Source organism: Pseudomonas sp. TE21435 (assembly GCF_056279265.1).
The window spans coordinates 5212639-5234165 of sequence record NZ_JBWBQZ010000001.1 but is presented as its reverse complement, the minus strand read 5'-3'; the positions used below and the strand labels follow the sequence as shown (position 1 = coordinate 5234165).

23 protein-coding genes are annotated in these 21527 nt (G+C 64.1%); 11 read left to right on the top strand and 12 right to left on the bottom strand.

All coding sequences use genetic code 11. The features are described 5' to 3' along the window. Positions 1-4 precede the first annotated feature (4 nt). The 3 genes from mlaD to ACZ9C1_RS23720 are packed head-to-tail and all read right to left on the bottom strand — an operon-like array spanning position 5 to position 2096. Complete coding sequence (gene mlaD / locus ACZ9C1_RS23730; protein WP_023630422.1) at positions 5-490, bottom strand: outer membrane lipid asymmetry maintenance protein MlaD; 486 nt, start codon at positions 488-490, stop codon at positions 5-7. Next, positions 490-1287, bottom strand: a complete 798-nt coding sequence (mlaE, locus tag ACZ9C1_RS23725) for a lipid asymmetry maintenance ABC transporter permease subunit MlaE (protein WP_031315029.1) — start codon at positions 1285-1287, stop codon at positions 490-492. Before mlaE ends, mlaD begins: the two co-directional genes overlap by 1 nt. After that, positions 1287-2096 (bottom strand): ATP-binding cassette domain-containing protein, encoded by an 810-nt coding sequence (locus tag ACZ9C1_RS23720; RefSeq protein ID WP_023630420.1) that lies wholly within the window; start codon positions 2094-2096, stop codon positions 1287-1289. Before ACZ9C1_RS23720 ends, mlaE begins: the two co-directional genes overlap by 1 nt. 245 nt (positions 2097-2341) lie before the next feature. Here ACZ9C1_RS23720 and ACZ9C1_RS23715 point away from each other — a divergent pair, with 245 nt between their 5' ends. The 10 genes from ACZ9C1_RS23715 to ACZ9C1_RS23670 all read left to right on the top strand — a co-directional run bounded on the left by ACZ9C1_RS23715 (position 2342) and on the right by ACZ9C1_RS23670 (position 9343). After that, positions 2342-3316 carry a KpsF/GutQ family sugar-phosphate isomerase gene (locus tag ACZ9C1_RS23715; protein WP_277502996.1) on the top strand — a complete coding sequence of 325 codons (975 nt, stop codon included), beginning with the start codon at positions 2342-2344 and terminating at the stop codon, positions 3314-3316. Continuing rightward, positions 3317-3841 (top strand): KdsC family phosphatase, encoded by a 525-nt coding sequence (locus ACZ9C1_RS23710; RefSeq protein WP_046856967.1) that lies wholly within the window; start codon positions 3317-3319, stop codon positions 3839-3841. A gap of 8 nt (positions 3842-3849) precedes the next feature. Next, positions 3850-4422: an LPS export ABC transporter periplasmic protein LptC gene (gene lptC, locus ACZ9C1_RS23705; RefSeq protein WP_046856968.1), complete on the top strand. Its 573-nt coding sequence runs from the start codon at positions 3850-3852 to the stop codon at positions 4420-4422. Further along, positions 4409-4933, top strand: a complete 525-nt coding sequence (gene lptA, locus ACZ9C1_RS23700) for a lipopolysaccharide transport periplasmic protein LptA (RefSeq protein ID WP_023629083.1) — start codon at positions 4409-4411, stop codon at positions 4931-4933. The genes lptC and lptA overlap by 14 nt, the downstream gene beginning before the upstream one ends. Further along, positions 4934-5659, top strand: coding sequence for an LPS export ABC transporter ATP-binding protein (lptB, locus tag ACZ9C1_RS23695; protein ID WP_023629084.1), 726 nt, complete (start codon positions 4934-4936; stop codon positions 5657-5659). A gap of 174 nt (positions 5660-5833) precedes the next feature. Then, positions 5834-7330 carry an RNA polymerase factor sigma-54 gene (locus ACZ9C1_RS23690; RefSeq protein WP_277502995.1) on the top strand — a complete coding sequence of 499 codons (1497 nt, stop codon included), beginning with the start codon at positions 5834-5836 and terminating at the stop codon, positions 7328-7330. A gap of 78 nt (positions 7331-7408) precedes the next feature. Continuing rightward, a complete protein-coding gene (gene hpf / locus ACZ9C1_RS23685; protein ID WP_023629086.1) occupies positions 7409-7717 on the top strand; it encodes a ribosome hibernation-promoting factor, HPF/YfiA family in 309 nt (102 codons plus the stop codon). 12 nt (positions 7718-7729) lie between these two features. Continuing rightward, complete coding sequence (ptsN, locus tag ACZ9C1_RS23680; RefSeq protein WP_198755567.1) at positions 7730-8194, top strand: PTS IIA-like nitrogen regulatory protein PtsN; 465 nt, start codon at positions 7730-7732, stop codon at positions 8192-8194. Positions 8195-8196: 2 nt separating this feature from the next. Then, positions 8197-9051 (top strand): RNase adapter RapZ, encoded by an 855-nt coding sequence (gene rapZ / locus ACZ9C1_RS23675; RefSeq protein ID WP_023629088.1) that lies wholly within the window; start codon positions 8197-8199, stop codon positions 9049-9051. A 19-nt stretch (positions 9052-9070) separates the two neighbouring features. Further along, positions 9071-9343 (top strand): HPr family phosphocarrier protein, encoded by a 273-nt coding sequence (locus ACZ9C1_RS23670; protein WP_277502994.1) that lies wholly within the window; start codon positions 9071-9073, stop codon positions 9341-9343. A gap of 33 nt (positions 9344-9376) precedes the next feature. On the opposite strand, the gene ACZ9C1_RS23665 is transcribed toward ACZ9C1_RS23670, so the two are convergent. The 6 genes from ACZ9C1_RS23665 to pmbA form a co-directional block, all read right to left on the bottom strand. After that, the gene (locus ACZ9C1_RS23665) at positions 9377-10270 is read right to left on the bottom strand and encodes a ZIP family metal transporter (protein WP_476254591.1); all 894 of its coding nucleotides are present in this window, start codon (positions 10268-10270) and stop codon (positions 9377-9379) included. 11 nt (positions 10271-10281) lie between these two features. Continuing rightward, positions 10282-10893, bottom strand: a complete 612-nt coding sequence (locus ACZ9C1_RS23660) for a superoxide dismutase (protein ID WP_277502993.1) — start codon at positions 10891-10893, stop codon at positions 10282-10284. Position 10894: 1 nt separating this feature from the next. Next, on the bottom strand, positions 10895-11356 hold the full coding sequence (locus ACZ9C1_RS23655; protein ID WP_102682712.1) for a DUF2753 family protein: 462 nt from the start codon (positions 11354-11356) through the stop codon (positions 10895-10897). Between the two features lie 25 nt (positions 11357-11381). Continuing rightward, positions 11382-12758 carry a class II fumarate hydratase gene (locus ACZ9C1_RS23650; protein ID WP_277502992.1) on the bottom strand — a complete coding sequence of 459 codons (1377 nt, stop codon included), beginning with the start codon at positions 12756-12758 and terminating at the stop codon, positions 11382-11384. Next, positions 12751-13152 (bottom strand): hypothetical protein, encoded by a 402-nt coding sequence (locus tag ACZ9C1_RS23645; RefSeq protein ID WP_046856974.1) that lies wholly within the window; start codon positions 13150-13152, stop codon positions 12751-12753. The genes ACZ9C1_RS23650 and ACZ9C1_RS23645 overlap by 8 nt, the downstream gene beginning before the upstream one ends. Before the next feature lie 203 nt (positions 13153-13355). Further along, positions 13356-14702, bottom strand: a complete 1347-nt coding sequence (gene pmbA, locus ACZ9C1_RS23640; protein WP_102682710.1) for a metalloprotease PmbA — start codon at positions 14700-14702, stop codon at positions 13356-13358. Between the two features lie 109 nt (positions 14703-14811). Between pmbA and yjgA the strand changes: the two genes are divergently transcribed. After that, the gene (gene yjgA, locus ACZ9C1_RS23635) at positions 14812-15333 is read left to right on the top strand and encodes a ribosome biogenesis factor YjgA (protein WP_023632090.1); all 522 of its coding nucleotides are present in this window, start codon (positions 14812-14814) and stop codon (positions 15331-15333) included. A 56-nt stretch (positions 15334-15389) separates the two neighbouring features. Here yjgA and tldD read toward each other — a convergent pair whose 3' ends face one another. From tldD to ACZ9C1_RS23620, 3 genes are read right to left on the bottom strand one after another with little or no spacing between them, the layout of a single operon-like run. Continuing rightward, on the bottom strand, positions 15390-16829 hold the full coding sequence (tldD, locus tag ACZ9C1_RS23630) for a metalloprotease TldD (protein WP_102682709.1): 1440 nt from the start codon (positions 16827-16829) through the stop codon (positions 15390-15392). A 2-nt stretch (positions 16830-16831) separates the two neighbouring features. Beyond that, positions 16832-17683 carry a carbon-nitrogen hydrolase family protein gene (locus tag ACZ9C1_RS23625; RefSeq protein WP_110700406.1) on the bottom strand — a complete coding sequence of 284 codons (852 nt, stop codon included), beginning with the start codon at positions 17681-17683 and terminating at the stop codon, positions 16832-16834. A gap of 14 nt (positions 17684-17697) precedes the next feature. Further along, entirely contained in the window at positions 17698-21507 is a 3810-nt protein-coding gene (locus ACZ9C1_RS23620) for a YhdP family protein (protein ID WP_476254432.1), read from the bottom strand. Positions 21508-21527: the final 20 nt, after the last annotated feature.

Sequence of the window (21527 nt, the reverse complement as noted above, 5' to 3'; positions counted from 1 at the left end):
CTCCTTAATTAGCCGGTTGAGCTTCTTTCGGTTCCTTGCCCACCGAGTTGAGCAGGAACTTGCCGATCAGATCTTCCAGCACCAGCGCCGACTGCGTGTCGTGGATGGTGCTGCCATCCTTGAGAACCACGTCCTCGCCGCCCACGCTGATGCCGATGTACTTCTCGCCCAGCAGGCCGGCGGTCAGGATCGAGGCAGTGGAGTCGGTCGGCAGGTTGTCGACATGCTTGTCCAGCTGCAGCGTGACCCGACCGGTGTAGGAGTCGCGGTCCAGATCGATGGCGGTGACCTTGCCGATGGTCACACCAGCCATGGTCACTTTAGCTCTGACCGTCAAACCGGCGATATTGTCGAAGTACGCATAAACTTTATAGGTGTCGCTGCTCGGGCTGGCCGACAGCCCGCTGACACGCAGGGCCAGCAGCAGCAGCGCCAGGATCCCGGCCAGGAGGAACAGGCCGACACCGATTTCCAGGGTGCGGTTTTGCATCAGAAATCTCCAAACATCAAGGCGGTCAGAATAAAGTCCAGACCCAGGACTGCCAACGAGGCATAGACCACGGTCTTGGTGGTGGCACGGCTGATCCCTTCTGAAGTGGGCTCACAGTCGTACCCCTGGAATACGGCGATCCAGGTAACGACGAAGGCGAACACCAGGCTCTTGATCAGCCCGTTGAGCACGTCGTCGCTGAAAGAGACACTGTTCTGCATGTTGCCCCAGAACGAGCCTTCGTAGACGCCCAGCCAGTCCACGGCGACCCACGAGCCGCCCCAGATGCCCACCACGCTGAAGATCAGCGCCAGCAGCGGCAGCGAAATGAAGCCGGCCCACAGGCGTGGCGCCACGATGTACTTGAGCGGGTCGACGCCGATCATTTCCAGGCTCGACAGTTGCTCGGTGGATTTCATGTTGCCGATTTCGGCGGTCAGCGCAGAACCCGCGCGGCCAGCGAACAGCAAAGCGGTGACCACCGGCCCGAGCTCGCGCAGCAGGGTCAGGGCGACCATCTGCCCGACCGCCTGTTCCGAGCCATACTTGTTGAGAATGCTGTAGCCCTGCAGCGCCAGGACCATGCCGATGAACACGCCGGACACGACGATGATCGCCAGCGACAGCACGCCCACCGAATACAGTTGCTTGACCAGCAGCTGGAAACCGCCGCCGATACCACTGCGCCCGCCCAGCGAATGGCCGAGGAACAGGCACGAGCGTCCCAGTACGGCCAGCACATCGATGGCCGAACGGCCGAACAGACGGATACGTTCGAGTAAGGATTTTCTGCGCATCAACGCGTCCCCAGCAAATCGGCGCGGTAGTCAGGCGCAGGGAAGTGGAAGGGTACCGGGCCATCAGGGTCGCCTTTCATGAACTGGCGGATGCGCGGGTTGTCCGAGCCCATCAGTTCGTCCGGCGTGCCCTGCCCCAGCACCTGGCCATCGCCGACCACATAGATGTAGTCGGCAATGCTCGCGGTTTCCGCAAGGTCATGGGACACCACGATGCTGGTGATACCCAGGGCATCGTTGAGCAGGCGGATCAGGCGCACCAGCACGCCCATGGCGATCGGGTCCTGGCCGACGAACGGCTCGTCGTACATGAGGATCTGCGGGTCCAGGGCGATCGCACGGGCCAGTGCCACACGGCGCTTCATGCCGCCAGACAGTTCGTCGGGCATCAGGTCGATGGCGCCGCGCAGACCCACGGCCTGCAGCTTCATCAGCACGATGTCGCGGATCATCTCGTCCGACAGCTGCGTATGCACCCGCAGCGGGAAGGCCACATTCTCGAACACATCCAGGTCGGTGAACAGCGCACCGCTCTGGAACAGCACCCCCATCTGCTTGCGCGCATCGAACAGGTCGCCCCGCGACAGCGCGGGCAGGTTCTGCCCATTGACCCAGACTTCGCCGCCGGCCGGGCGCAACTGCGCGCCCATCAGGCGCAGCAAGGTGGTCTTGCCGCACCCCGAAGGCCCCATGATGCCGGTGACCTTGCCGCGGGGAATGCGTATGTCCACGTTGCTGAAAATGCTGCGCGAACCGCGCTTGAAGGTGACGCCCTTCAACTCGACCGCGTAGGCGCTATCCACACTCATCTAGACTCCTTGCTAGTGCAGCCTCGTCATAGTGGACGCCTGCCTTCATCTTGAAGGCACACAGGTCCCCGGCGGGCCGAATAGCGGCGAACTATAGCACCGCTGATAGGCCCGCCCCAAGGCCGTCACCCCACTCGTTCAGGGCACAGACAGGCAGGCGCGGCATCCATATGACATTCGAAGGATGAGCCTTTCACACATTGCGGCTATAATCGCCGCCTTTTCATCAGGCATTGCGTTCCGACATGACCCAATCCAGCGAGCTGATCCAATCCGCCCAGCGCACCCTGCGCCTCGAACTCGAGGCCGTGGAGGCCCTGCTGGCCCGCATCGACGGGGACTTCATCAAGGCCTGCGAACTGATCCTGGCCAGCAAGGGGCGGGTCGTGGTGGTAGGCATGGGCAAGTCGGGGCACATCGGCAACAAGATCGCCGCTACCCTGGCCAGCACCGGCACCCCGGCGTTCTTCGTGCACCCGGCCGAGGCCAGCCATGGCGATATGGGCATGATCACCCGTGACGATGTCATTCTTGCCCTGTCCAACTCCGGCAGCACCGCCGAGATCATCACCCTGCTGCCCTTGATCAAGCGCCTGGGCATCCAGATGATCAGCCTCACCGGCAAACCGGACTCGCCCCTGGCCCAGGCCGCCGAGGTCAACCTTGACGCCAGCGTCGCCCAGGAAGCCTGCCCGCTCAACCTTGCGCCGACCTCCTCCACCACTGCGGCGCTGGCGCTGGGCGACGCCCTGGCCATCGCCCTGCTGGAGGCTCGCGGCTTCACCGCCGAAGACTTTGCCTTCTCCCACCCAGGCGGCGCGCTGGGCCGTCGCCTGCTGCTGAAGGTCGAGAACGTCATGCATGCCGGCGAAGAGCTGCCCGTGGTAAAGAGCGGCACCCTGCTCAAGGACGCGCTGCTTGAAATGTCTCGCAAAGGTTTGGGCATGACCGTGGTGCTGGGTAACGACGGCAAGCTGGCCGGCGTCTTCACCGACGGTGACCTGCGCCGCAGCCTGGACCGCAACATCGACGTGCACAAGACGCTCATCGACGAAGTCATGACCGTGCACGGCAAGACCGCCCGCGCCGAGATGCTCGCCGCCGAGGCACTGAAGATCATGGAAGACCACAAGATCAGCGCGCTGGTGGTTGTCGATCAGGACGACCGCCCGACCGGCGCCCTGAACATGCACGACCTGCTGCGCGCCGGAGTGATGTAAATGACTCAGGACCTGATGCAACGCGCCAAGGCCATCAAGCTGGCGGTGTTCGACGTCGACGGCGTGCTCACCGATGGCCGCCTGTACTTCCTCGAAGACGGCAGCGAGTTCAAGACGTTCAACACCCTCGACGGCCACGGCATCAAGATGCTCATGGCCTCGGGCGTGACCACCGCGATCATCAGCGGTCGCAAGACCCCCGTGGTCGAGCGCCGGGCGAAAAATCTCGGCATCCCGCACCTGTTCCAGGGGCGCGAGGACAAACTGGTGGTGCTGGACGGCCTGCTCGCCGAACTCAATCTAAGCTATGAACAGGTCGCCTACCTCGGCGACGACCTGCCCGACCTGCCGGTGATCCGCCGCGTCGGCCTGGGCATGGCGGTGCAGAATGCCGCGGCCTTCGTTCGCCAGCACGCCCACGGCGTTACCCAGGCCCGCGGCGGCGAAGGCGCCGCCCGCGAGTTCTGTGAACTGATCATGCAGGCCCAGGGCACCCTGGACGCTGCCAACGCCCATTACCTGTAAGGCTGCCCATGCTCAGCAAGAAGATCAGAAATGTCGCGCTGCTAGGCGGGATCGCTGCCGTGCTGGTTGCGGTAGGCTACTGGAACATCAGCCCGGAAAGCTTCCTCGAACAGCCCCAGGCCCAGGTCGACCAGAGCGCCATCGACTACTACGCGATCAACGCCCACAGCCTGCAGTTCCTGCCCGACGGCAAGCTGCAGTACGAAATGACCGCCGCCAAGGTCGAGCACCTCAAGGCCAGCGAGGTTACCCTGGTGACCACGCCCGACCTGCACATGTACCGTGGTACCGAATACCCCTGGCATGTGCAGAGCAAACGCGCCGAGGTCAACCCGGACGGCACCGAGGTGGAGTTGATCGACGAGGTGCGCGTGGCGCGCACCGACGAGAAGCAACGCGAAACCATCATCACCAGCACACGCATGACCGTGTTCCCGCAGAAGCAATATGCGCAGACCGAGCAAGCCGTTAGAATCGACGGCGCCGGTGGCACGACTACGGGCAAAGGAATGAAAGCGTATTTGAAAGAAGGCAGGATGGACCTGCTCTCTAACGTAAGAGGACAGTATGAGGCTCGTTAAAACCATCCCCCTTCTGCTCAGCCTGGGCGTAGCACTGGGAAGCGCGAGCGCCTTCGCCCTGCCGAACGACCGTGACCAGCCGATCCGCATCCAGGCGGACAACGCCCACCTGGACGACAAGCAGGGCGTCGCCACCTACACGGGCGACGTGATCATCACCCAGGGCTCGATGATGATCAAAGGCAACACCGTGACCATGACCCGCGCCGCCAACGGCGATATCGATGTGGTCACCTCGGTGGGCAACCTGGCCTACTTCGAGCAGCAGCAGAGTGCCGCCAAGCCCGACAAGATGAAAGGCTGGGCCGTGACCATCCAGTACCAGGCGCAGAAAGACGTGGTGATCCTCACCGACCGCGCCAAGGTCGAGAACGAAGGCAACACCACCGAAGGCGAGAAGATCGTCTACAACACCAAGACCCAGGTGGCTACCGCCGGGCGCGGTGGCAACGTGACTGCACCGCGTCAGCGTATCGACATGGTCATTCAACCGAAGAAAAAGGCCGAGTAAATGGCAACCCTCAAAGCCCAGCACCTGGCCAAGAGCTACAAGGGCAGGCAAGTCGTGCGCGACGTCAGCCTGTCCATCGACAGCGGCCAGATCGTCGGCCTGCTCGGCCCCAACGGCGCCGGCAAGACCACCTGTTTCTACATGATCGTCGGCCTGGTCCAGGCCGACCAGGGCCGTGTGCTGATCGACAGCCTCGATGTCAGCCACCAGCCGATGCACGGGCGCGCCCAGGCCGGTATCGGCTACCTGCCGCAGGAAGCGTCGATCTTCCGTAAACTGTCGGTGGCCGACAACATCATGGCCATCCTCGAGACCCGCAAGGACCTCGATCGCGAAGGCCGCCGCAAGGAACTGGAAAGCCTGCTGCAGGAGTTCCACATCAGCCATATCCGCGACAATCTGGGCATGAGCCTGTCCGGTGGCGAACGTCGCCGGGTCGAGATCGCCCGCGCCCTGGCCACCGCACCCAAGTTCATCCTGCTGGACGAACCGTTCGCCGGTGTCGACCCGATTTCCGTCGGCGACATCAAGCAGATCATCCACCACCTCAAGAACAAAGGCATCGGCGTACTGATCACCGACCACAACGTTCGCGAGACCCTGGACATCTGCGAGACGGCCTACATCGTCAACGATGGCCAACTGATCGCCGAAGGCGATGCCGAGACCATCCTGGCCAACCAGTTGGTCAAGGAAGTTTACCTGGGGCACGAGTTCCGACTCTGACCACAGGCCTGCCCGGAGCACTGGCGAATGCGCCTGATCGGGGCTTAAGTTGTTACAGTGCTCTAGGCAAACGCTGCAATTTCAGGCATATAACTTGCTTAAAGTCGGCGCCCAAGCGCCCTACGTGTAGTGGATGGCGCATGCGCGCCGGCAACAAGGTATTAAGCCCCAGCCATGAAACCATCGCTCGTCCTAAAAATGGGCCAGCAACTGACGATGACACCTCAGTTGCAACAGGCCATCCGCCTGCTTCAGCTCTCCACCCTGGACCTCCAGCAGGAAATCCAGGAAGCGCTGGAGTCCAACCCGATGCTCGAACGTCAGGAAGACGGCGAGGACTTCGACAACAGCGACCCCATGGCGGACAACGCCGAGAACAAGCCGACCGCCGAAGCCCAGGACAACAGTTTCCAGGAAACCTCCAGCAGTATCACGGAAAACCTGGAGGACGGCGAATGGGCCGAGCGGATCCCCAACGAATTGCCGGTCGACACTGCCTGGGAAGACATCTACCAGACCAGCGCCAGCAGCCTGCCGAGCAACGATGACGACGAATGGGACTTCACCACCCGTACGTCGGTGGGCGAGAGCCTGCAAAGCCACCTGCTGTGGCAGCTCAACCTGGCGCCGATGTCCGACACCGACCGGCTGATCGCCGTCACCCTGATCGACAGCATCAACGCCCAGGGCTACCTGGAAGACACCCTCGAAGAAATCTGCGCCGGTTTCGACCCGGAGCTGGACATCGAGCTGGACGAGGTCGAGGCGGTGCTGCACCGCATCCAGCAGTTCGAGCCGGCCGGCATTGGCGCCCGCACCCTCGGCGAATGCCTGCTGCTGCAACTGCGCCAGCTGCCGGCCTCGACACCCTGGATGAGCGAGGCACAGCGCCTGGTCACCGACTTCATCGACCTGCTCGGCAGCCGCGACTACAGCCAGCTGATGCGCCGGATGAAGCTCAAGGAAGACGAACTGCGCCAGATCATCGAACTGGTACAGAGCCTCAACCCGCGCCCGGGCTCGCAGATCGAGTCCAGTGAACCCGAATACGTCGTGCCCGACGTCATCGTGCGCAAGGACAGCGAGCGCTGGCTGGTCGAGCTCAACCAGGAGGCAGTGCCGAAGCTGCGCGTCAATCCGCAGTACGCCGGCTTCGTCCGGCGCGCCGACACCAGCGCCGACAACACCTTCATGCGCAATCAGCTGCAGGAAGCGCGGTGGTTCATCAAGAGCCTGCAGAGCCGCAACGAGACGCTGATGAAAGTGGCGACGCAGATTGTCGAGCACCAGCGTGGCTTCCTCGACCATGGCGACGAGGCCATGAAGCCGCTGGTCCTGCATGACATCGCCGAGGCGGTGGGCATGCACGAATCGACGATTTCCCGGGTGACCACGCAGAAATACATGCACACCCCGCGCGGCATCTACGAACTGAAATACTTTTTCTCGAGCCACGTGAGCACCGCCGAGGGCGGCGAATGCTCGTCCACGGCAATCCGCGCGATCATCAAGAAACTGGTGGCTGCGGAAAATCAGAAAAAGCCATTGAGTGACAGCAAGATCGCTGGTTTACTGGAGGCACAAGGCATCCAGGTAGCCCGTCGCACCGTCGCCAAGTATCGCGAGTCGTTGGGGATTGCCCCTTCGAGCGAGCGCAAGCGGCTGATGTAGCCCCCGGATGTGCCACAGCGTTTCAGTGGCAGGTGCAACACCTGCCTCTTTATGCACGGGCAACAAAGGAGAAGCTGTATGCAAGTCAACATCAGTGGACAGCATGTAGAAGTCACCCAACCACTGCGCGATTACGTGCTCGAGAAGCTCGCCCGGGTGGAGGGTCATTTCGACAAGATCACCAACGTGACGGTGATCATGAAAGTCGAGAAGCTTCAGCAGAAGATCGAAGCCACGCTCCAGATTCCCGGCGGTGAGGTGGTTGCAAACGCCGAACACCAAGACATGTATGCAGCGATCGACGCCCTGGCCGACAAGCTCGACCGCCAACTGAAAAAACACAAGGAAAAACAGCAAAGCCTGCTGCAAGGCGCAGCCGCCCGCTGATCCCCCTCATCCATGATCCGACTTGAAACCATCCTGACCCCCGGCCGTTCCCTCGTGAACGTGCCGGGCGGCAGTAAGAAGCGCGCCCTGGAAAAGGTCGCCAACCTGATCGCCGAGCAAGTACCCGAGCTGGAGATGCAAGACGTCTTCGACAGCCTGTGGGCTCGCGAAAAACTGGGCTCCACCGGTTTTGGCAATGGTATCGCCATACCCCATTGCCGCCTGGCAGGTTGCAGCGCGCCTGTCAGCGCCCTGCTGCATCTGGACGCCCCCATTGATTACGATGCCATCGATGGCGCCCCGGTCGACCTGCTGTTTGTCCTGCTGGTCCCGGAAGCCGCCACCGACGCGCACCTAGAACTGCTGCGCCAGATCGCCAGCATGCTTGATCGCAAGGAGGTCCGCGATAACCTGCGTGCCGCCGATAGCAGCGAGACCCTCTACCAGGTCGTCCTGGACGTACAAAACGAGCACTGAACATGCGCCTGATCATCGTCAGCGGTCGCTCCGGCTCCGGTAAGAGCACCGCCCTCGACGTGCTGGAAGACAACGGCTATTACTGCATCGACAACCTGCCCGCCGGGCTGTTGCCGCAGCTGGCTGAAAACGCCTTGATCAACACAGAGCTGTTGCAACCCAAGGTTGCGGTCTCGATCGATGCACGCAACCTGCCCAGCCATCTGTCACGCTTCCCTCAGTTGCTGGAAGAGGCACGCTCCCGGCATATTCAGTGCGACGTGCTGTATCTGGATGCCGACGAAGACACACTGCTCAAGCGTTTTTCGGAAACCCGCCGCCGCCATCCACTGACCAACGACAGCCGTTCGCTGGCTGAGGCAATCCGGGTGGAGAGCGAGCTGCTTGGGCCGATCGCCGACCTTGCCGACCTGAAGATCGATACCACCAACCTGAACCTGTACCAGTTGCGTGACTCGATCAAGCTGCGCCTGCTCAACCAGCCCGAGCCCGGCACTGCGTTTCTCGTCGAGTCATTCGGTTTCAAGCGTGGCATGCCGGTGGATGCCGACCTGGTGTTCGACGTGCGCTGCCTGCCCAACCCGTACTGGAAGCCGGAACTTCGCGAACATTCCGGCCTCGAACAGCCGGTGATCGACTACCTGGCCGCGCAGCCGGACGTCGAGGAGATGTTCCAGGACATTTCCAGCTACCTGCTCAAATGGCTGCCGCGCTTCGCAGCCAGCAACCGCGCCTATGTCACCATCGCCATCGGCTGTACCGGCGGCCACCACCGCTCGGTATACATTACCGAACGGCTTGGCCAACTGCTCCAGCAATCCCTGAAAAACGTCCAGGTCCGCCACCGCGACCTCTAGCCACAGGATCCGCCCCACGATGCCCGCCCGCGAAATCACCATCATCAACAAGCTGGGCCTGCATGCGCGGGCGGCCGCCAAGTTCGTCGGCGTCGCCGGGCGTTTCCCCTGCCAGGTACGAGTCGGGCGCGCGCCGGACAAGCTGGTGGACGGCAAGAGCATCATGGCGGTAATGATGCTCGCCGCCGGCAAGGGCACTCAGGTGCACCTGCTCACCGAGGGCGAGCAGGACAGCGACGCCATGGAGGCGTTGGTCGCGCTGATCGAGAACTTATTCGACGAAGGCGAATGAGCCAGGCGGCACGCCAAACAGATAATTGGGGCGTCAGGACATCGCCGTGTCCATCACCATCATCAGACAGAACCCGACACACAACCCCAGGCTCGCCAGGCGGTGATGCCCGTTGCTGCGTGACTCCGGAATGATCTCCTGGGTCACCACCAGCAGCATCGCCCCCGCCGCGCAGGCCAGGCCCAACGGCAGCAACAGTTCGGCAATGTTCACCAGCCAGGCACAGATCACCGCTGCCAGCGGCTCGACCAGCCCCGATGCCGCACCGATCAGAAACGCCTTGAAGCGCGGCATGCCCGCCCCTGCCAGCACCAGCGCAATCACCAGGCCCTCAGGCACATCCTGCAACGCGATGCCCATGGCCAGGCTATCGGCATCAGGCATCCCGCCACCGGCGGAAACCCCGATCGCCATGCCTTCGGGGATGTTGTGGGCAATGATGGCGATGACGAACAGCCAGATCCGCGCGGCGATAACCGGTTGCCGCTCACTGCCGACCAGGGCCTCCGGTGAAGCGCCGGAGACCTTGAGGTCGACCAGAAACAGGCACAACGCGCCGAACAACAGGCCGCTGCTGATCACACCACCGGCGCCCCAGGGGCTGAAGCCGATGGCCTGGGCCGCATCCAACCCGGGAATGATCAGCGAGAACGCGGTGGCCGCCAACATCACCCCGGCACCAAAACCGAGCAAGTTGTCGGCCACGGCCACTGGCATGTTGCGGATTACCAGCACCGGCACTGCGCCCAAGGCCGTCCCCAATGCGCACAGTGCGCCGCCCTCCAGGGCTCGCAACATGCGCGGTTCCAGGTCCAACCAGGCGATGCCACGCGACACCAGCAATGCGGTGCCGACCAGCAACAGCACGGTCCCAAGCGCCAGGCGGAACAGGCGCACACTGCTGACAGACATCACCTCGGAGCGCATACCGGTCAGACTCACTTCAGGGCTTCAAGGTAGCGGCGTTCCACTTCGGTCCAGTCGACCACGTTGTAGAAGGCGCCAATGTATTCAGGACGGCGGTTCTGGTACTTCAGGTAATAGGCGTGCTCCCACACATCCAGGCCGAGGATCGGCGTGTTGCCGTGCATCAGCGGGCTGTCCTGGTTACCGCTGCTCTCCACCACCAGGGTTTTCTGCGGGGTCACGCTGAGCCAGGCCCAGCCACTGCCGAACCGGCTCAGCGCGGCCTTGGTGAAGGCCTCCTTGAACGCCTCGAAACCACCAAGTTGCTCGTCAATGGCCTGGGCTACCTGACCCTCGGGTTGGCCACCGCCCTTGGGCGACATGACGGTCCAGAACAACGTGTGGTTGGCATGGCCACCGCCCTGGTTGACCACCGCCCCTTGCAGTTTCTCGGGCAGTTGCTTGACCGCGCCCACCAGTCGCTCCACCGGCCATTCGGCCCATTCGGTGCCCTCGATAGCAGCGTTGAGGTTGTTGATGTAGGTCTGATGGTGCTTGCTGTGGTGGATCTCCATGGTTTGGGTATCAATGTGCGGTTCCAGCGCATCGTAGGCGTAGGGCAACGCAGGCAAGGTATGTGGCATGTCAGTGGATTCCGTAGGCAGGTTTGCGTTCCGTGATGTCCGCGTGCGCGACCAGCTCGCTGGCTGCGGGCGCCTGGCGGTTCAGCAGGCGCTCGGTACGCGGGTATTGGCCGTACTCGGCGATGAAACTCAGCAGTTCGGTATAAGTGCGCCCGCTGTGGCGCAAGGCCGCGTCACGCAGGGCCTGGGGCAGGCGCGGATCCTGGCTGGCCTGGAGCAGCCGCTGGTGCGCCGCGCACAAGTAGTCGGCGCTTTCGTGCGGCTGGTTCAGGCGCAGGTGCAGGTCGGCCAGGTTGTGGTGGGCGATGACCAGTGCGGCCACCGCCTCGTCGACGTCATGCCAGCGCTCGAACAGCACCTGGGCCAAGGCCAGTGCTTGCAGGTAGTGCTCCCGGGCGTCGACCAGCTCGCCCTGCTCGAACAGGCGGTTTGCATCTTGGGTGGTGCGTTTCCAATGCTGCATGACGTGCCTCCTGGGCGGCCCGGGTTCAGATGCCGCCAGCGGTAAGTTTTTCCGGGTCCAGCAGCGCTTCGAGCTGGTCACGCGACAGGTCGGTGTGCTCCAGCGCCACATCGATGATCGGACGCCCCTGCTTGTAGGCGGTCTTGGCAATCTCGGCAGCCTTCAGGTAGCCGATGATCGGATTCAGCGCGGTGACCAGGATCGGGTTGCGCGACAGCGCCTCCTTGAGCTTGGCCTCATTGACCTTGAAGCTGGCGATGGCCTTGTCGGCCAGCAAACGGCTGACATTGGCCATCAGCTCGATGCTCTCCAGCAGGTTGCGGGCAATCACCGGCAGCATCACGTTGAGCTCGAAGTTGCCCGACTGGCCGGCCACGGCGATGGTCGCGTCGTTGCCGATCACCTGGGCGGCGACCATCGCGGTGGCCTCCGGGATCACCGGGTTGACCTTGCCCGGCATGATCGAAGAGCCTGGTTGCAGACCCTGCAGCTCGATTTCACCAAGACCGGCGAGCGGGCCGGAGTTCATCCAGCGCAGGTCGTTGGCGATCTTCATCAGCGCCACGGCAGCCGTCTTGAGCTGGCCCGACAGCGCCACCGCGGTGTCTTGGGAGCCGATCAGGGCAAACAGGTTCTCGCCGGGGGTGAACTCGACCTGGGTCAGGACGCTCAACTGGCGGGCAAAGCCTGCGGCGAACTGCGGGTGGGCATTGATCCCGGTGCCCACGGCCGTGCCGCCCTGAGCCAGCGCTTGCAGGCTCGGCAGCGTGGCTTCGATATGCGCCTGGGCCCCCTTGATCTGGGCGGCCCAGCCACCAAGCACCTGGCTCATGCGTACCGGCATCGCGTCCATCAAATGGGTGCGGCCGGTCTTCACGTGCTTGTGCACCTCGACTGCCTTGGCCTCGATCACCTGGGTGAGATGGCGCAAGGCCGGCAGCAGCTGTTCGTGCAGGGCCAGGGCGGCGCTGACATGAATGGTGGTGGGGATGATGTCGTTGCTGCTCTGGCCACAGTTGACGTGGTCGTTGGCATTGACCGGCTCGCCCAGCACATGGCTGGCCAGGGTCGCGATGACCTCGTTGGCGTTCATGTTCGAGCTGGTGCCAGAGCCGGTCTGGAACACGTCCACCGGGAAGTGCCGGATGAAATCCTCGGCCAGCAACTGTTCCACCGCCTTGACGATGGCCGCGCCCTGCCCTGCGCTCAGCTGTTCCAGCTCGACGTTGGCCTTGGCCGCAGCGGCCTTGGCCAGCAGCAAGGCGCGGATGAACTGGGCCGGCATCGGCTTGCCGCTGACCGGGAAGTTGTCGACCGCGCGCTGGGTCTGGGCACCGTACAGGGCCTGGGCCGGCACCTGCAGTTCACCCATGCTGTCGCGCTCGATACGGGTATCACTCATCTTCAAGTCCTTGCATCAGTTCTTCGGGAGAAATCGACGGCAGCAGCACGCAATTGGCGAGCTGCATCGCGTAGGGCTGCCAACGCTGGTTCTGTTCGAGGCGGTCGAGATTGCGCAGGTCGAGCAGCGGCCGCCAGGCCTGGTCCAGGCACAGGCAGCGCCAGTGCCAGGGCAACATGCGATCGTTGGCGGTATCGAGCAGCAGACGCAAGGCGGTCAAGGCCACCGTCCATGGCGAGGTCTCGGTGCAGCACACCAGATAGCGGCCTTCGGCGAGGTAGTGCTCGATCAGGCGTGGCTCGTCGGGTTCCAGCGCGCAGCGGATGCGCCGGCTGAGCCAGCGCCAGTTTTCCAGGTAGGGCAGTTCGTGGAGGACGGTTTTCATGAACATCATCGCCGGGTTACTGGATAATGATATTCATTATTAAGTGATAAATAGAATCAGTTCAAGCTGGACGATAGGCAAAATAAACCCGGCGCGATGGCCGGGTTGGGGAAAATGGGAGTTACGGCGTGGGAGCGGGCTTGCCCCGCGATGTTCTTGGAGGGCATCGCGGGGCAAGCCCGCTCCCACGTCCTATCCCTACAGAGCGCCGATCAGCTGCCCGCCACCGTCATGCGCTCGATCAGCACCGAGCCGCTGTGGATATTGCTACGCGTCTCGATATCGCTGCCAATGGCGACGATCTGCTGGAACATGTCCTTCATGTTGCCGGCAATGGTCACTTCTTGTACGGCGTGCTGGATCTCGCCGTTTTCCACCCAGAAGCCCGCCGCACCCCGCGAATAGTCGCCGGTCACCATGTTCAGCCCATGGCCCATCAGCTCGGTTACCAGCAGGCCACGGCCCATGCGCCGGATCAGTGCGGCCTGGTCCTCGACGCCGTGGGTGACGAACAGATTGTGCACGCCACCTGAGTTGGCGGTGCTTGGCAAACCCAGCTTGCGCCCCGAATAGGTGCCCAGGATGTACGACACCAGCTCGCCTTTGTCGACGAACGGCTTGGCGTAGGTGGCCAGGCCATCGCCATCGAACGCTGCACTGCCCAGAGCACGCGGGATGTGTGGCCGCTCGTCGAGGGTCAGCCAGGTGGGGAACAGGCGCTGACCAAGGGTACCCTCGAGGAACGACGACTTGCGGTACAGGTTGCCGCCGGAAATCGCCGACAGGAAGCTGCCGAACAGGCCGCCAGCGAGCTCGGCCGAGAACAGCACCGGCACCTCGCAGGTGGGGACCGGGCGAGCACCCAGTCGGCTTGCCGCGCGCTGCGCGGCACGCAGGCCGATGCTACGCGGGTCGGCCAGCAGCTGGCCCTGGCGATTGACGTCGTACCAGTAGTCACGCTGCATCTGCCCATCGGCTTCGGCGATCATCACGCAGCTCAGGCTGTGACGGGTTGAGGCATAGCCACCGATAAAACCATGGCTGTTACCGTACACCCGCACACCCTGATGGGTATTGAGCGTGGTGCCGTCGGCGTTGCTGATGCGCTTGTCGGCATCGAACGCCGCCGCCTCGCAGGCCAGCGCCATCTCGATGGCTTTCTCCGGCTCGATGTCCCAGTCATGGTAGAGATCCAGGTCGGGGATCTCACGGGCCATCAACGCGGCATCGGCCAGCCCCGAGCAGGCGTCCTCGGAGGTATGTTTCGCGATTGCCAGCGCGGCGGCGACCGTCTCGCGGATCGCCTCAGGGCCGCTGGCCGAAGTGCTGGCCGACCCCTTGCGCTGGCCCACGTAAAGGGTGATGCCGAACCCCTGGTCGCGATTGAACTCGACCGTCTCGACTTCGCGCTGGCGCACCGTGGTGGACAGGCCTTGCTCCAGCGACACCGCCACTTCGCAGGCGCTGGCACCCTGGCGGCGCGCCTCGGCGACAATCGCCTCGACCTGCTCCTGCAACGCCGGCAGGTCCTTGGGACCTACGCTCTGGACTGCACTCATGGTTTTCTCCACTGAAAATTCTGCGTACGGCTTGGGTCATTCTACGACCGGGCCGGACAAGCGGCCCCCGACTGGTTATCATGGCGGCGATTTCTTGCGGACGGCCCCCATGGTTGATTCTTACGACGACGCCTTCGATGGCGAAAAAAGCAAAACCCAGATCAAGCGCGAGCTGCATGCGTTGGTCGAACTCGGTGAACGCCTCACCACCCTCAAGGCCGACACCCTGGCCCGCCTGCCGCTGACCGACGAGCTGCGCAAGGCGCTGGACGAAGCCAGCAAGCACACCGCCCACGGCGCCCGCAAACGCCACATGTCGTTCGTCGGCAAGCTGATGCGCGTGCAGGACCTGGACGCCATCCATGCCGTGCTCGAGCAGATCGACAGCTCCAGCCGCCAGTACAACGAGCGCTTCCACGGCCTCGAGCGTTGGCGCGATCGCCTGATCGACGGTAACGACGAAGACCTCGAGCGCTTCGTCAACGAGTTCCCCGACACCGATCGCCAGCACCTGCGCTCGCTGATCCGTCATGCCCAGCATGAAAAGGCGCGGAACAAGCCGCCTGCCGCTGCGCGTAAAGTGTTCAAGTACATCCGCGACCTCGACGAGACCCAACGCGGGTTGCGCTGAGGCCATCGCGGGCAAGTCGCATCGGCGCACCGATGCGACTTGCCCGCGATTGAACATCACCCGCCGGTACCACCGACGGTGATCGCATCCAGCTTCAGGGTCGGCTGGCCAACGCCCACCGGCACCGATTGACCATCCTTGCCGCACGTGCCCACGCCGCTGTCCAGCGCCAGGTCGTTGCCGACCATCGACACACCGCGCATCGCTTCCGGACCATTGCCGATCAAGGTCGCGCCTTTTACTGGCGCGGTGATCTTGCCGTCCTCGATCAGGTAGGCCTCGCTAGTGGAGAACACGAACTTGCCGCTGGTGATGTCCACCTGGCCACCGCCAAGGTTGGCGCAGTAGATGCCTTTCTTCACCGACCGGATGATTTCCTCGGGATCGCTGTCGCCGGCACGCATGTAGGTGTTGGTCATGCGCGGCATCGGCAGGTGCGCGTAGGATTCGCGCCGGCCGTTGCCGGTCACCGCCATGCCCATCAGGCGGGCATTGAGCTTGTCCTGCATGTAGCCCTTGAGGATGCCGTTCTCGATCAGCGTGGTGCACTCGGTCGGAGTGCCTTCGTCATCGACGCTGAGCGAGCCGCGACGGCCTTCGAGGGTGCCGTCGTCGACGATGGTGCACAGGCTCGAAGCCACCTTTTCACCGATGCGCCCGCTGAACGCCGAGCTGCCCTTGCGGTTGAAGTCGCCTTCCAGGCCGTGGCCGACTGCCTCGTGCAGCAGCACCCCGGACCAGCCTGGGCCGAGCACCACTGGCAGCGTGCCGGCCGGAGCGGGAATCGCCTCGAGGTTGACCAGCGCCTGGCGCAGTGCCTCACGGGCGTAACCCATCACCCGCTCTTCACTGAAATAGCGATAGTCGGTGCGCCCGCCGCCGCCCTGCCCACCACGCTCGCGACGTCCGTTGTGCTCGACGATCACACTGACGTTGAAGCGCACCAGCGGACGCACGTCGGCGGCCAGGCTGCCATCGGCAGCGGCCACCAGAATGCGTTCCCACACCCCTGCCATGCTCACGCTGACCTGCTGGATACGCGGGTCGAGTGCACGGGTAGCGGCATCCACGCGCTTGAGCAGCTCGACCTTCTCGGCGCGGGTGAGTACATCCAGGGGATTGTCAGGCGCGTACAAAGCAGTCACGTCCTGACTGCGGAAGGCTTGCACAGTGCCGTTCTGCCCGGCGCGGGAGATCGAACGGGCGGCACGCGCCGCCGAAGTCAGGGCTTCGAGGTTGATCGCATTGCTGTAGGCAAAGCCGGTCTTCTCGCCGGATTGGGCACGCACGCCCACGCCCTGGTCGAGGTTGAAGCTGCCCTCTTTGACGATGCCGTCCTCCAGTGCCCAGGTTTCCGAGATCTGGCCCTGGAAATACAGGTCGGCGGCATCGATGCCGGGACCGGCCAACTCGCCCAGCACCGTCTGCAAGCTGTCGAGAGTCAACCCGCCCGGGGCCAGGAGCTGCTCACTGACGGTGGATAACATCTGGCTCATAGTCACTCCGAGGTATGCGCAGGCCGCAAGGCGTCCTGCGAGAAAAAGCGCCGGTGCGTAGTTACCGGCATGCGCGCCCGGATGGACGCCTGTTCTTCGATATCGCGTGTGGCGAGCAACACCGCCTCGCCCCGCGCCTGTTGCGCAACGATCCGCCCCCAAGGGTCGACGATCGCCGCCTGGCCGTGGGTTTCCCGCGGCCCCGGATGCAGGCCGCCCTGGGCGGCCGCCAGTACATAGCACTGGGTCTCGATGGCCCGTGCGCGAATCAGCACTTCCCAGTGCGCCGCCCCGGTCACCGCGGTGAACGCCGCCGGTGCGCTTATCAGTTCGGCCCCAGCGGCGCGCAACGCGCTGTACAGCTCGGGGAAGCGCAGGTCATAGCACACCGACAGGCCCAGGCGGCCCACCGGTGTGTCGGCCACCACCACCCGGCTGCCGTGGGCATAATCGTCCGACTCGCGGTAGCGGCCACGGTTGTCGGCCACGTCCACATCGAACAGGTGCAGCTTGTCGTAGCGAGCGGCGATCTCGCCGTGCTCGTCGACCAGTAACGAGCAGGCATGGGCCTTGGCCTCCGGCTGGCCGACCGGCGGCAGCGGCAGGGTACCTGCGACTATCCATAACCTGAGGTCGCGAGCGGTGCGTTTCAACCATGGCAGGATCGGCCCCTCGCCCAGCGCCTCGGCCCTGCCGATGGCGGCGGCGTCGCGCCGGCCCATGGCCGCGAAGTTTTCCGGCAACACCGCCAGGCGCGCGCCTCCGGCTGCGGCCTGCTCGAGCAGCGCCGTGGCACGTTGCAGGTTGGCCAGCACATCGTCCTGGCTGACCATCTGGATCACTGCTGACGTCATGACCACCCCTGGGGTTACTTGTCGAAAGGTTTCACAAAGGTGATTTTAGGCTCTTTGACCGGACCCTCGACGCGATAATGCACGCTGGCGAAGCGCGCCACCCGGTCACCGATCAGACGATCGACGAGGAACAGCGCGCCACCGACCGCCGGCGCGCCAACAATCAAGGCGGCCAATGGCAGGTTGTTGGTGACCGGCAACGTCACCAGCAGCTTGGCGTCGACCCGATCACGGACGAAGTCCATGGTGCCGTCGAGTTCGAAATTGCTCGACGGGCCGGTGACGGTGATCGGCTCCCGCGTCACGTAGACCCCTTCGCTGGCCACCAGCAGGCCTTTGACCCGATCGTAGGCCAGGCCCTTGCTGAACAGGTCGGAGAAGTCCAGGCGCAGGCGTCGGCCAATGGAGTTGAAGTTGAGCAGCCCGAATACCCGCAACGCCTGGGCGCTGCCCTCGACCTCGACGAACTGACCGCTGCGCAGCGCCGCGTCGAGGCTGCCGGAGTACCGGTTGAGGCTGACCCAAGCCGGCGAGCCCGGCCAGCGGCCATCCACGTCCATGCGGAAGTCGCGGCTGGTGACGGTGGGGGCAAAACCCCAGGCCTTGAGCACATTCCCCAGGTCCTTGCCGTCGACGCGGCCTTTGTACCAGCTGGACGTGCTGCCGGGCTCGCCTTCCCAGCCACCGCTGCCGTCGATGTGCAGCCCCTTGAGGTCCAGGTCGATGTCGCTCATGGCCATGCCCCGGGGGGTCTGGCGCAGCTTCAGGGTGGCGCTGCCAAACAGGTCGTCACCGCGGTACAGCTTGTCGATGGTCAGGTCCAGCGGCGGCGCCTTGCGCGGGTCGAACCCGGCCAATGGGTCCGGCGCATTCTCGGCCTGGGCCTCGTTCGGGTCGGCGGGCGGCAGGCGCAGGCTCTGCAGGCGGACAGTCATGGGCGCGGCCTTGGCATCGGGAATGCGCGCATTGCCGATGACTTCCTGGCTGTCCAGGCGCAGGTCCCAGGCCGGGCCACCACGCATCAGGCGGATCACCGCCTGGTTGAGGTCCATGCCGAACGCCTTGAGCTGGCCGATGCTGAGGTCAACGCTCTGCAGGTTCTGCCGGGCACTACCGCCCGGATCCTTGCCGGCAAAGCGCTCCATCTGTTGCTGCCAAGGTGCCAGGTCCAGCGTCTCCAGCCGGCCACGCACCCGCAGGCCCTGGCCAGACGGCAAGCTGGCCTCGCCCGTGCCCAGCAACAGCTCGCCACGCCCTTGGGCCAGCTTGTCGGCAGGCGCGGCATAAGCGAAGCGGGCCAGGTCCGCGTAGCTGCCATCGATGCGCCGTTCCGGGCCCTGCAGGGTCAGGCTGAAACGGCTGTCGCGGGTCTCTGCGGCGGCCTTGCCAAAAGGCGCCGGCAGATCGATGGCCAGGCCCTTGAGCGACGAATTGACGGTCAAGCGGTTGTCACGACTGCCCAGTGTTACTTGCACCTGATAGGGCAGCTCACCCGAGGCTGGCAGCGGCTGCGCGAACTGCAACCAGTCGGTCAGGGCCTTGAGGCCGACCTGACCATTGGCATTGATCCGGGTCTGGAGCTGCCCACCCTGCCCTTCTGCGGTGATTTGCGCGCTGACCGCCTTGCCAAAGGCGTGCAGGCTGATGTCCTTGCCGCTCAGGCCCTTGTCGAGGTCGAAGGTGAAGTCGCCCTTCAGCTGGCTCAATTCCAGGGCCGGGGGCGCCACTTTCAAAGTAGCGTCGGCTGTCGCGAAGTTCACCAGCACCTTGGGCCGCTGCCCATGGGCCAGGGGTACGTCGAGCTTGATCTTGCCCTTGAGCGGCCCCTCGCCTTCCCAACCGGCGAAGATCTCCCCAGTGCCGATGGGCGCTTCCTTGAGGATCTTCAAGCCATCGCCGAGGCTGCCGTCGAAATTACCGTCGAGGATCAGGTGGCTGTGCTGGTCGCCTTCGACATGGGGAATATCGACGCTGACATCACTGACCTTGGTGTCCAGCAGCAGACCATGATGGGCCTGGATGCGCACACCGGTGTCTTCGATATACACATTGCCGTCGACCTGCTGCACCTGTGGCCAGCCTGGCTGGAAGTCCAGCGCGGCGTCATGCACCTTGAAGAACAGGCTGATATCGCGGGCATGGGGCGGCGCATTGTGATGCAGCGACCCCTGGTACTGGAAATAGCCCTCGTCGACATTGCCCTTGACGATGGCGCTGCGCAGCCATTCGTCCAGGGCGGGGCTGAGCACCTCGGGCAGGTACTTGGCGGTGTAGCGCCCGTCGCCTTCGGTAAGGCCGACGCGCAGGTCCATGTAGTCTTCGTGGCCCGGCTGCAGGTGGATGCGAATAAGGAAGTCCGCCGCGATCTTGCCCTCGTCGCCCACTACCTTGATGTAGGGGGCAACCAGGGTGAAAGCCTCCTTGTCCAGGGTCCAGGTCAAGCGCGCATTGGCTTTCGGGTAATGCCAGGGTTTGCCGAAGATTGGGTACAGGTGCAGCATGAACGCCTGGGTATCCAGGCGCAGCTCGCCATGCCCAAGGTCACCGCTGATCGCCCCGGAGACATTGCCCGCCGCCGGCGCGCCGTGATAGGCATCGAAACCGACCTTCTCCAGATTGGCGGCAAACTGCAGCCGTTGGTCGCCCTCGGCCTTGGGTCGGATGTCCAGGCGCACGTTGCGCAGGGCGCCGCTGACCTTGAGCGCATCGACCACGGTCATCAGCTTGTCCGGCAATGGCGCCAGGGCGTCGATCAAGGGCGTCAGCGGGGTCAGGTCGAGGCGGTCCGCCTGCACCTGCCAGCTTTCCTCGGCCGGGTTCTGGCCCGGACGCTGTGCCAGTTGCAGGTGCGACTCCCAACGGTTCTTGCCAAGGCTCATGGCCAGCGAGTCGACGACGACGTCGAAGCCCTGGTCCCGACGCTGGAACCAGGCCGACAGGGCCAGATTGTCCACGGTGATGGCCTTGCGCCCGGTGTAGGCGCCCTTGAGCTGCGGGGCATTGAGGCGAACCATCGCCTGCTGCAACTGCCCTTGCCGCCAGTCGATCCACAGCTCACCACCGGCGCGCAGCGCGCGGGCCTGCCATTGGCCCAGCAACTGCGGCGGCAGCCAGCGTGCCCAGTCGCTTTGCGGCAGGCTCAGGTAAGCCTGCACGCGCCCGTCGCGCCAGGCCTTGGCCGTGGCGCGGCTGTTCAGGCTCAAGGCCAGCGGCTGGCCGTCGGGCAGCGTGGCGCGCAGGTCGACGCTCTGGCGCGAAGCGCCTGCCTGCACGCCGAGGCTGACGTAGGTGAGGGTCAGGGGGTCTCGTTGCCAGGGCTGCAAGGTGACCTGGCTGTCGAAGACATCGATTCGGCCAAGCTGGCGTAGACGCTTGAGCGCATCGGCCGGATCGAGCGGCGCATCATCCTTGTGCGGCAGACCTTCCAGGGTCCAGTCGCCCTGCTCGGTCTCGCGCAGGATCAGTTGCAGCCCACTGAGCTGGATACGCGCCAGGCGCACTTCACGCGCCTTGAGACTGGCCCACAGGTCAGGCACCAGCTTGACGTCGTCCAGGCGCAGCGCCGCAGCGCCTTCGCCCAGTTGCAGGTCACGTACACGCAGTACAGGCGCCAAGCCACTCCAGCGCCCTTCGAGCGCACCGACGTGCACGGGCATGCCCAAGGCCTGTTCGGCCTTGAGTTCGGCGTCTGCACGGTATTCGGCGACCAGGGGAACCAGTTGCCGACCGAGGCTGACATACAGCGCCACCAGCACCGCCAGCAGGGCGCAGATAACCAGCCCCCAGCGGGTCAAGGCGCTCAGAACGCGGGTCAGACGTTCCATGGCCGAGGCCCTCCAAGTCG

Bases quoted from the DNA above. Each gene is read 5' to 3' on its own strand.
- ptsN (WP_198755567.1), top strand. From the start codon at position 7,730: ATGATCCGACTTGAAACCATCCTGACCCCCGGCCGTTCCCTCGTGAAC.
- ACZ9C1_RS23720 (WP_023630420.1), bottom strand. From the start codon at position 2,096: ATGAGTGTGGATAGCGCCTACGCGGTCGAGTTGAAGGGCGTCACCTTC.
- ACZ9C1_RS23710 (WP_046856967.1), top strand. From the start codon at position 3,317: ATGACTCAGGACCTGATGCAACGCGCCAAGGCCATCAAGCTGGCGGTG.
- ACZ9C1_RS23645 (WP_046856974.1), bottom strand. From the start codon at position 13,152: ATGATGTTCATGAAAACCGTCCTCCACGAACTGCCCTACCTGGAAAAC.
- pmbA (WP_102682710.1), bottom strand. From the start codon at position 14,702: ATGAGTGCAGTCCAGAGCGTAGGTCCCAAGGACCTGCCGGCGTTGCAG.
- mlaD (WP_023630422.1), bottom strand. From the start codon at position 490: ATGCAAAACCGCACCCTGGAAATCGGTGTCGGCCTGTTCCTCCTGGCC.
- yjgA (WP_023632090.1), top strand. From the start codon at position 14,812: ATGGTTGATTCTTACGACGACGCCTTCGATGGCGAAAAAAGCAAAACC.
- ACZ9C1_RS23650 (WP_277502992.1), bottom strand. From the start codon at position 12,758: ATGAGTGATACCCGTATCGAGCGCGACAGCATGGGTGAACTGCAGGTG.
- ACZ9C1_RS23655 (WP_102682712.1), bottom strand. From the start codon at position 11,356: ATGCAGCATTGGAAACGCACCACCCAAGATGCAAACCGCCTGTTCGAG.
- ACZ9C1_RS23690 (WP_277502995.1), top strand. From the start codon at position 5,834: ATGAAACCATCGCTCGTCCTAAAAATGGGCCAGCAACTGACGATGACA.
- ACZ9C1_RS23715 (WP_277502996.1), top strand. From the start codon at position 2,342: ATGACCCAATCCAGCGAGCTGATCCAATCCGCCCAGCGCACCCTGCGC.
- ACZ9C1_RS23620 (WP_476254432.1), bottom strand. From the start codon at position 21,507: ATGGAACGTCTGACCCGCGTTCTGAGCGCCTTGACCCGCTGGGGGCTG.
- lptC (WP_046856968.1), top strand. From the start codon at position 3,850: ATGCTCAGCAAGAAGATCAGAAATGTCGCGCTGCTAGGCGGGATCGCT.
- rapZ (WP_023629088.1), top strand. From the start codon at position 8,197: ATGCGCCTGATCATCGTCAGCGGTCGCTCCGGCTCCGGTAAGAGCACC.
- lptB (WP_023629084.1), top strand. From the start codon at position 4,934: ATGGCAACCCTCAAAGCCCAGCACCTGGCCAAGAGCTACAAGGGCAGG.
- lptA (WP_023629083.1), top strand. From the start codon at position 4,409: ATGAGGCTCGTTAAAACCATCCCCCTTCTGCTCAGCCTGGGCGTAGCA.
- tldD (WP_102682709.1), bottom strand. From the start codon at position 16,829: ATGAGCCAGATGTTATCCACCGTCAGTGAGCAGCTCCTGGCCCCGGGC.
- ACZ9C1_RS23625 (WP_110700406.1), bottom strand. From the start codon at position 17,683: ATGACGTCAGCAGTGATCCAGATGGTCAGCCAGGACGATGTGCTGGCC.
- ACZ9C1_RS23665 (WP_476254591.1), bottom strand. From the start codon at position 10,270: ATGCGCTCCGAGGTGATGTCTGTCAGCAGTGTGCGCCTGTTCCGCCTG.
- mlaE (WP_031315029.1), bottom strand. From the start codon at position 1,287: ATGCGCAGAAAATCCTTACTCGAACGTATCCGTCTGTTCGGCCGTTCG.
- ACZ9C1_RS23660 (WP_277502993.1), bottom strand. From the start codon at position 10,893: ATGCCACATACCTTGCCTGCGTTGCCCTACGCCTACGATGCGCTGGAA.
- ACZ9C1_RS23670 (WP_277502994.1), top strand. From the start codon at position 9,071: ATGCCCGCCCGCGAAATCACCATCATCAACAAGCTGGGCCTGCATGCG.
- hpf (WP_023629086.1), top strand. From the start codon at position 7,409: ATGCAAGTCAACATCAGTGGACAGCATGTAGAAGTCACCCAACCACTG.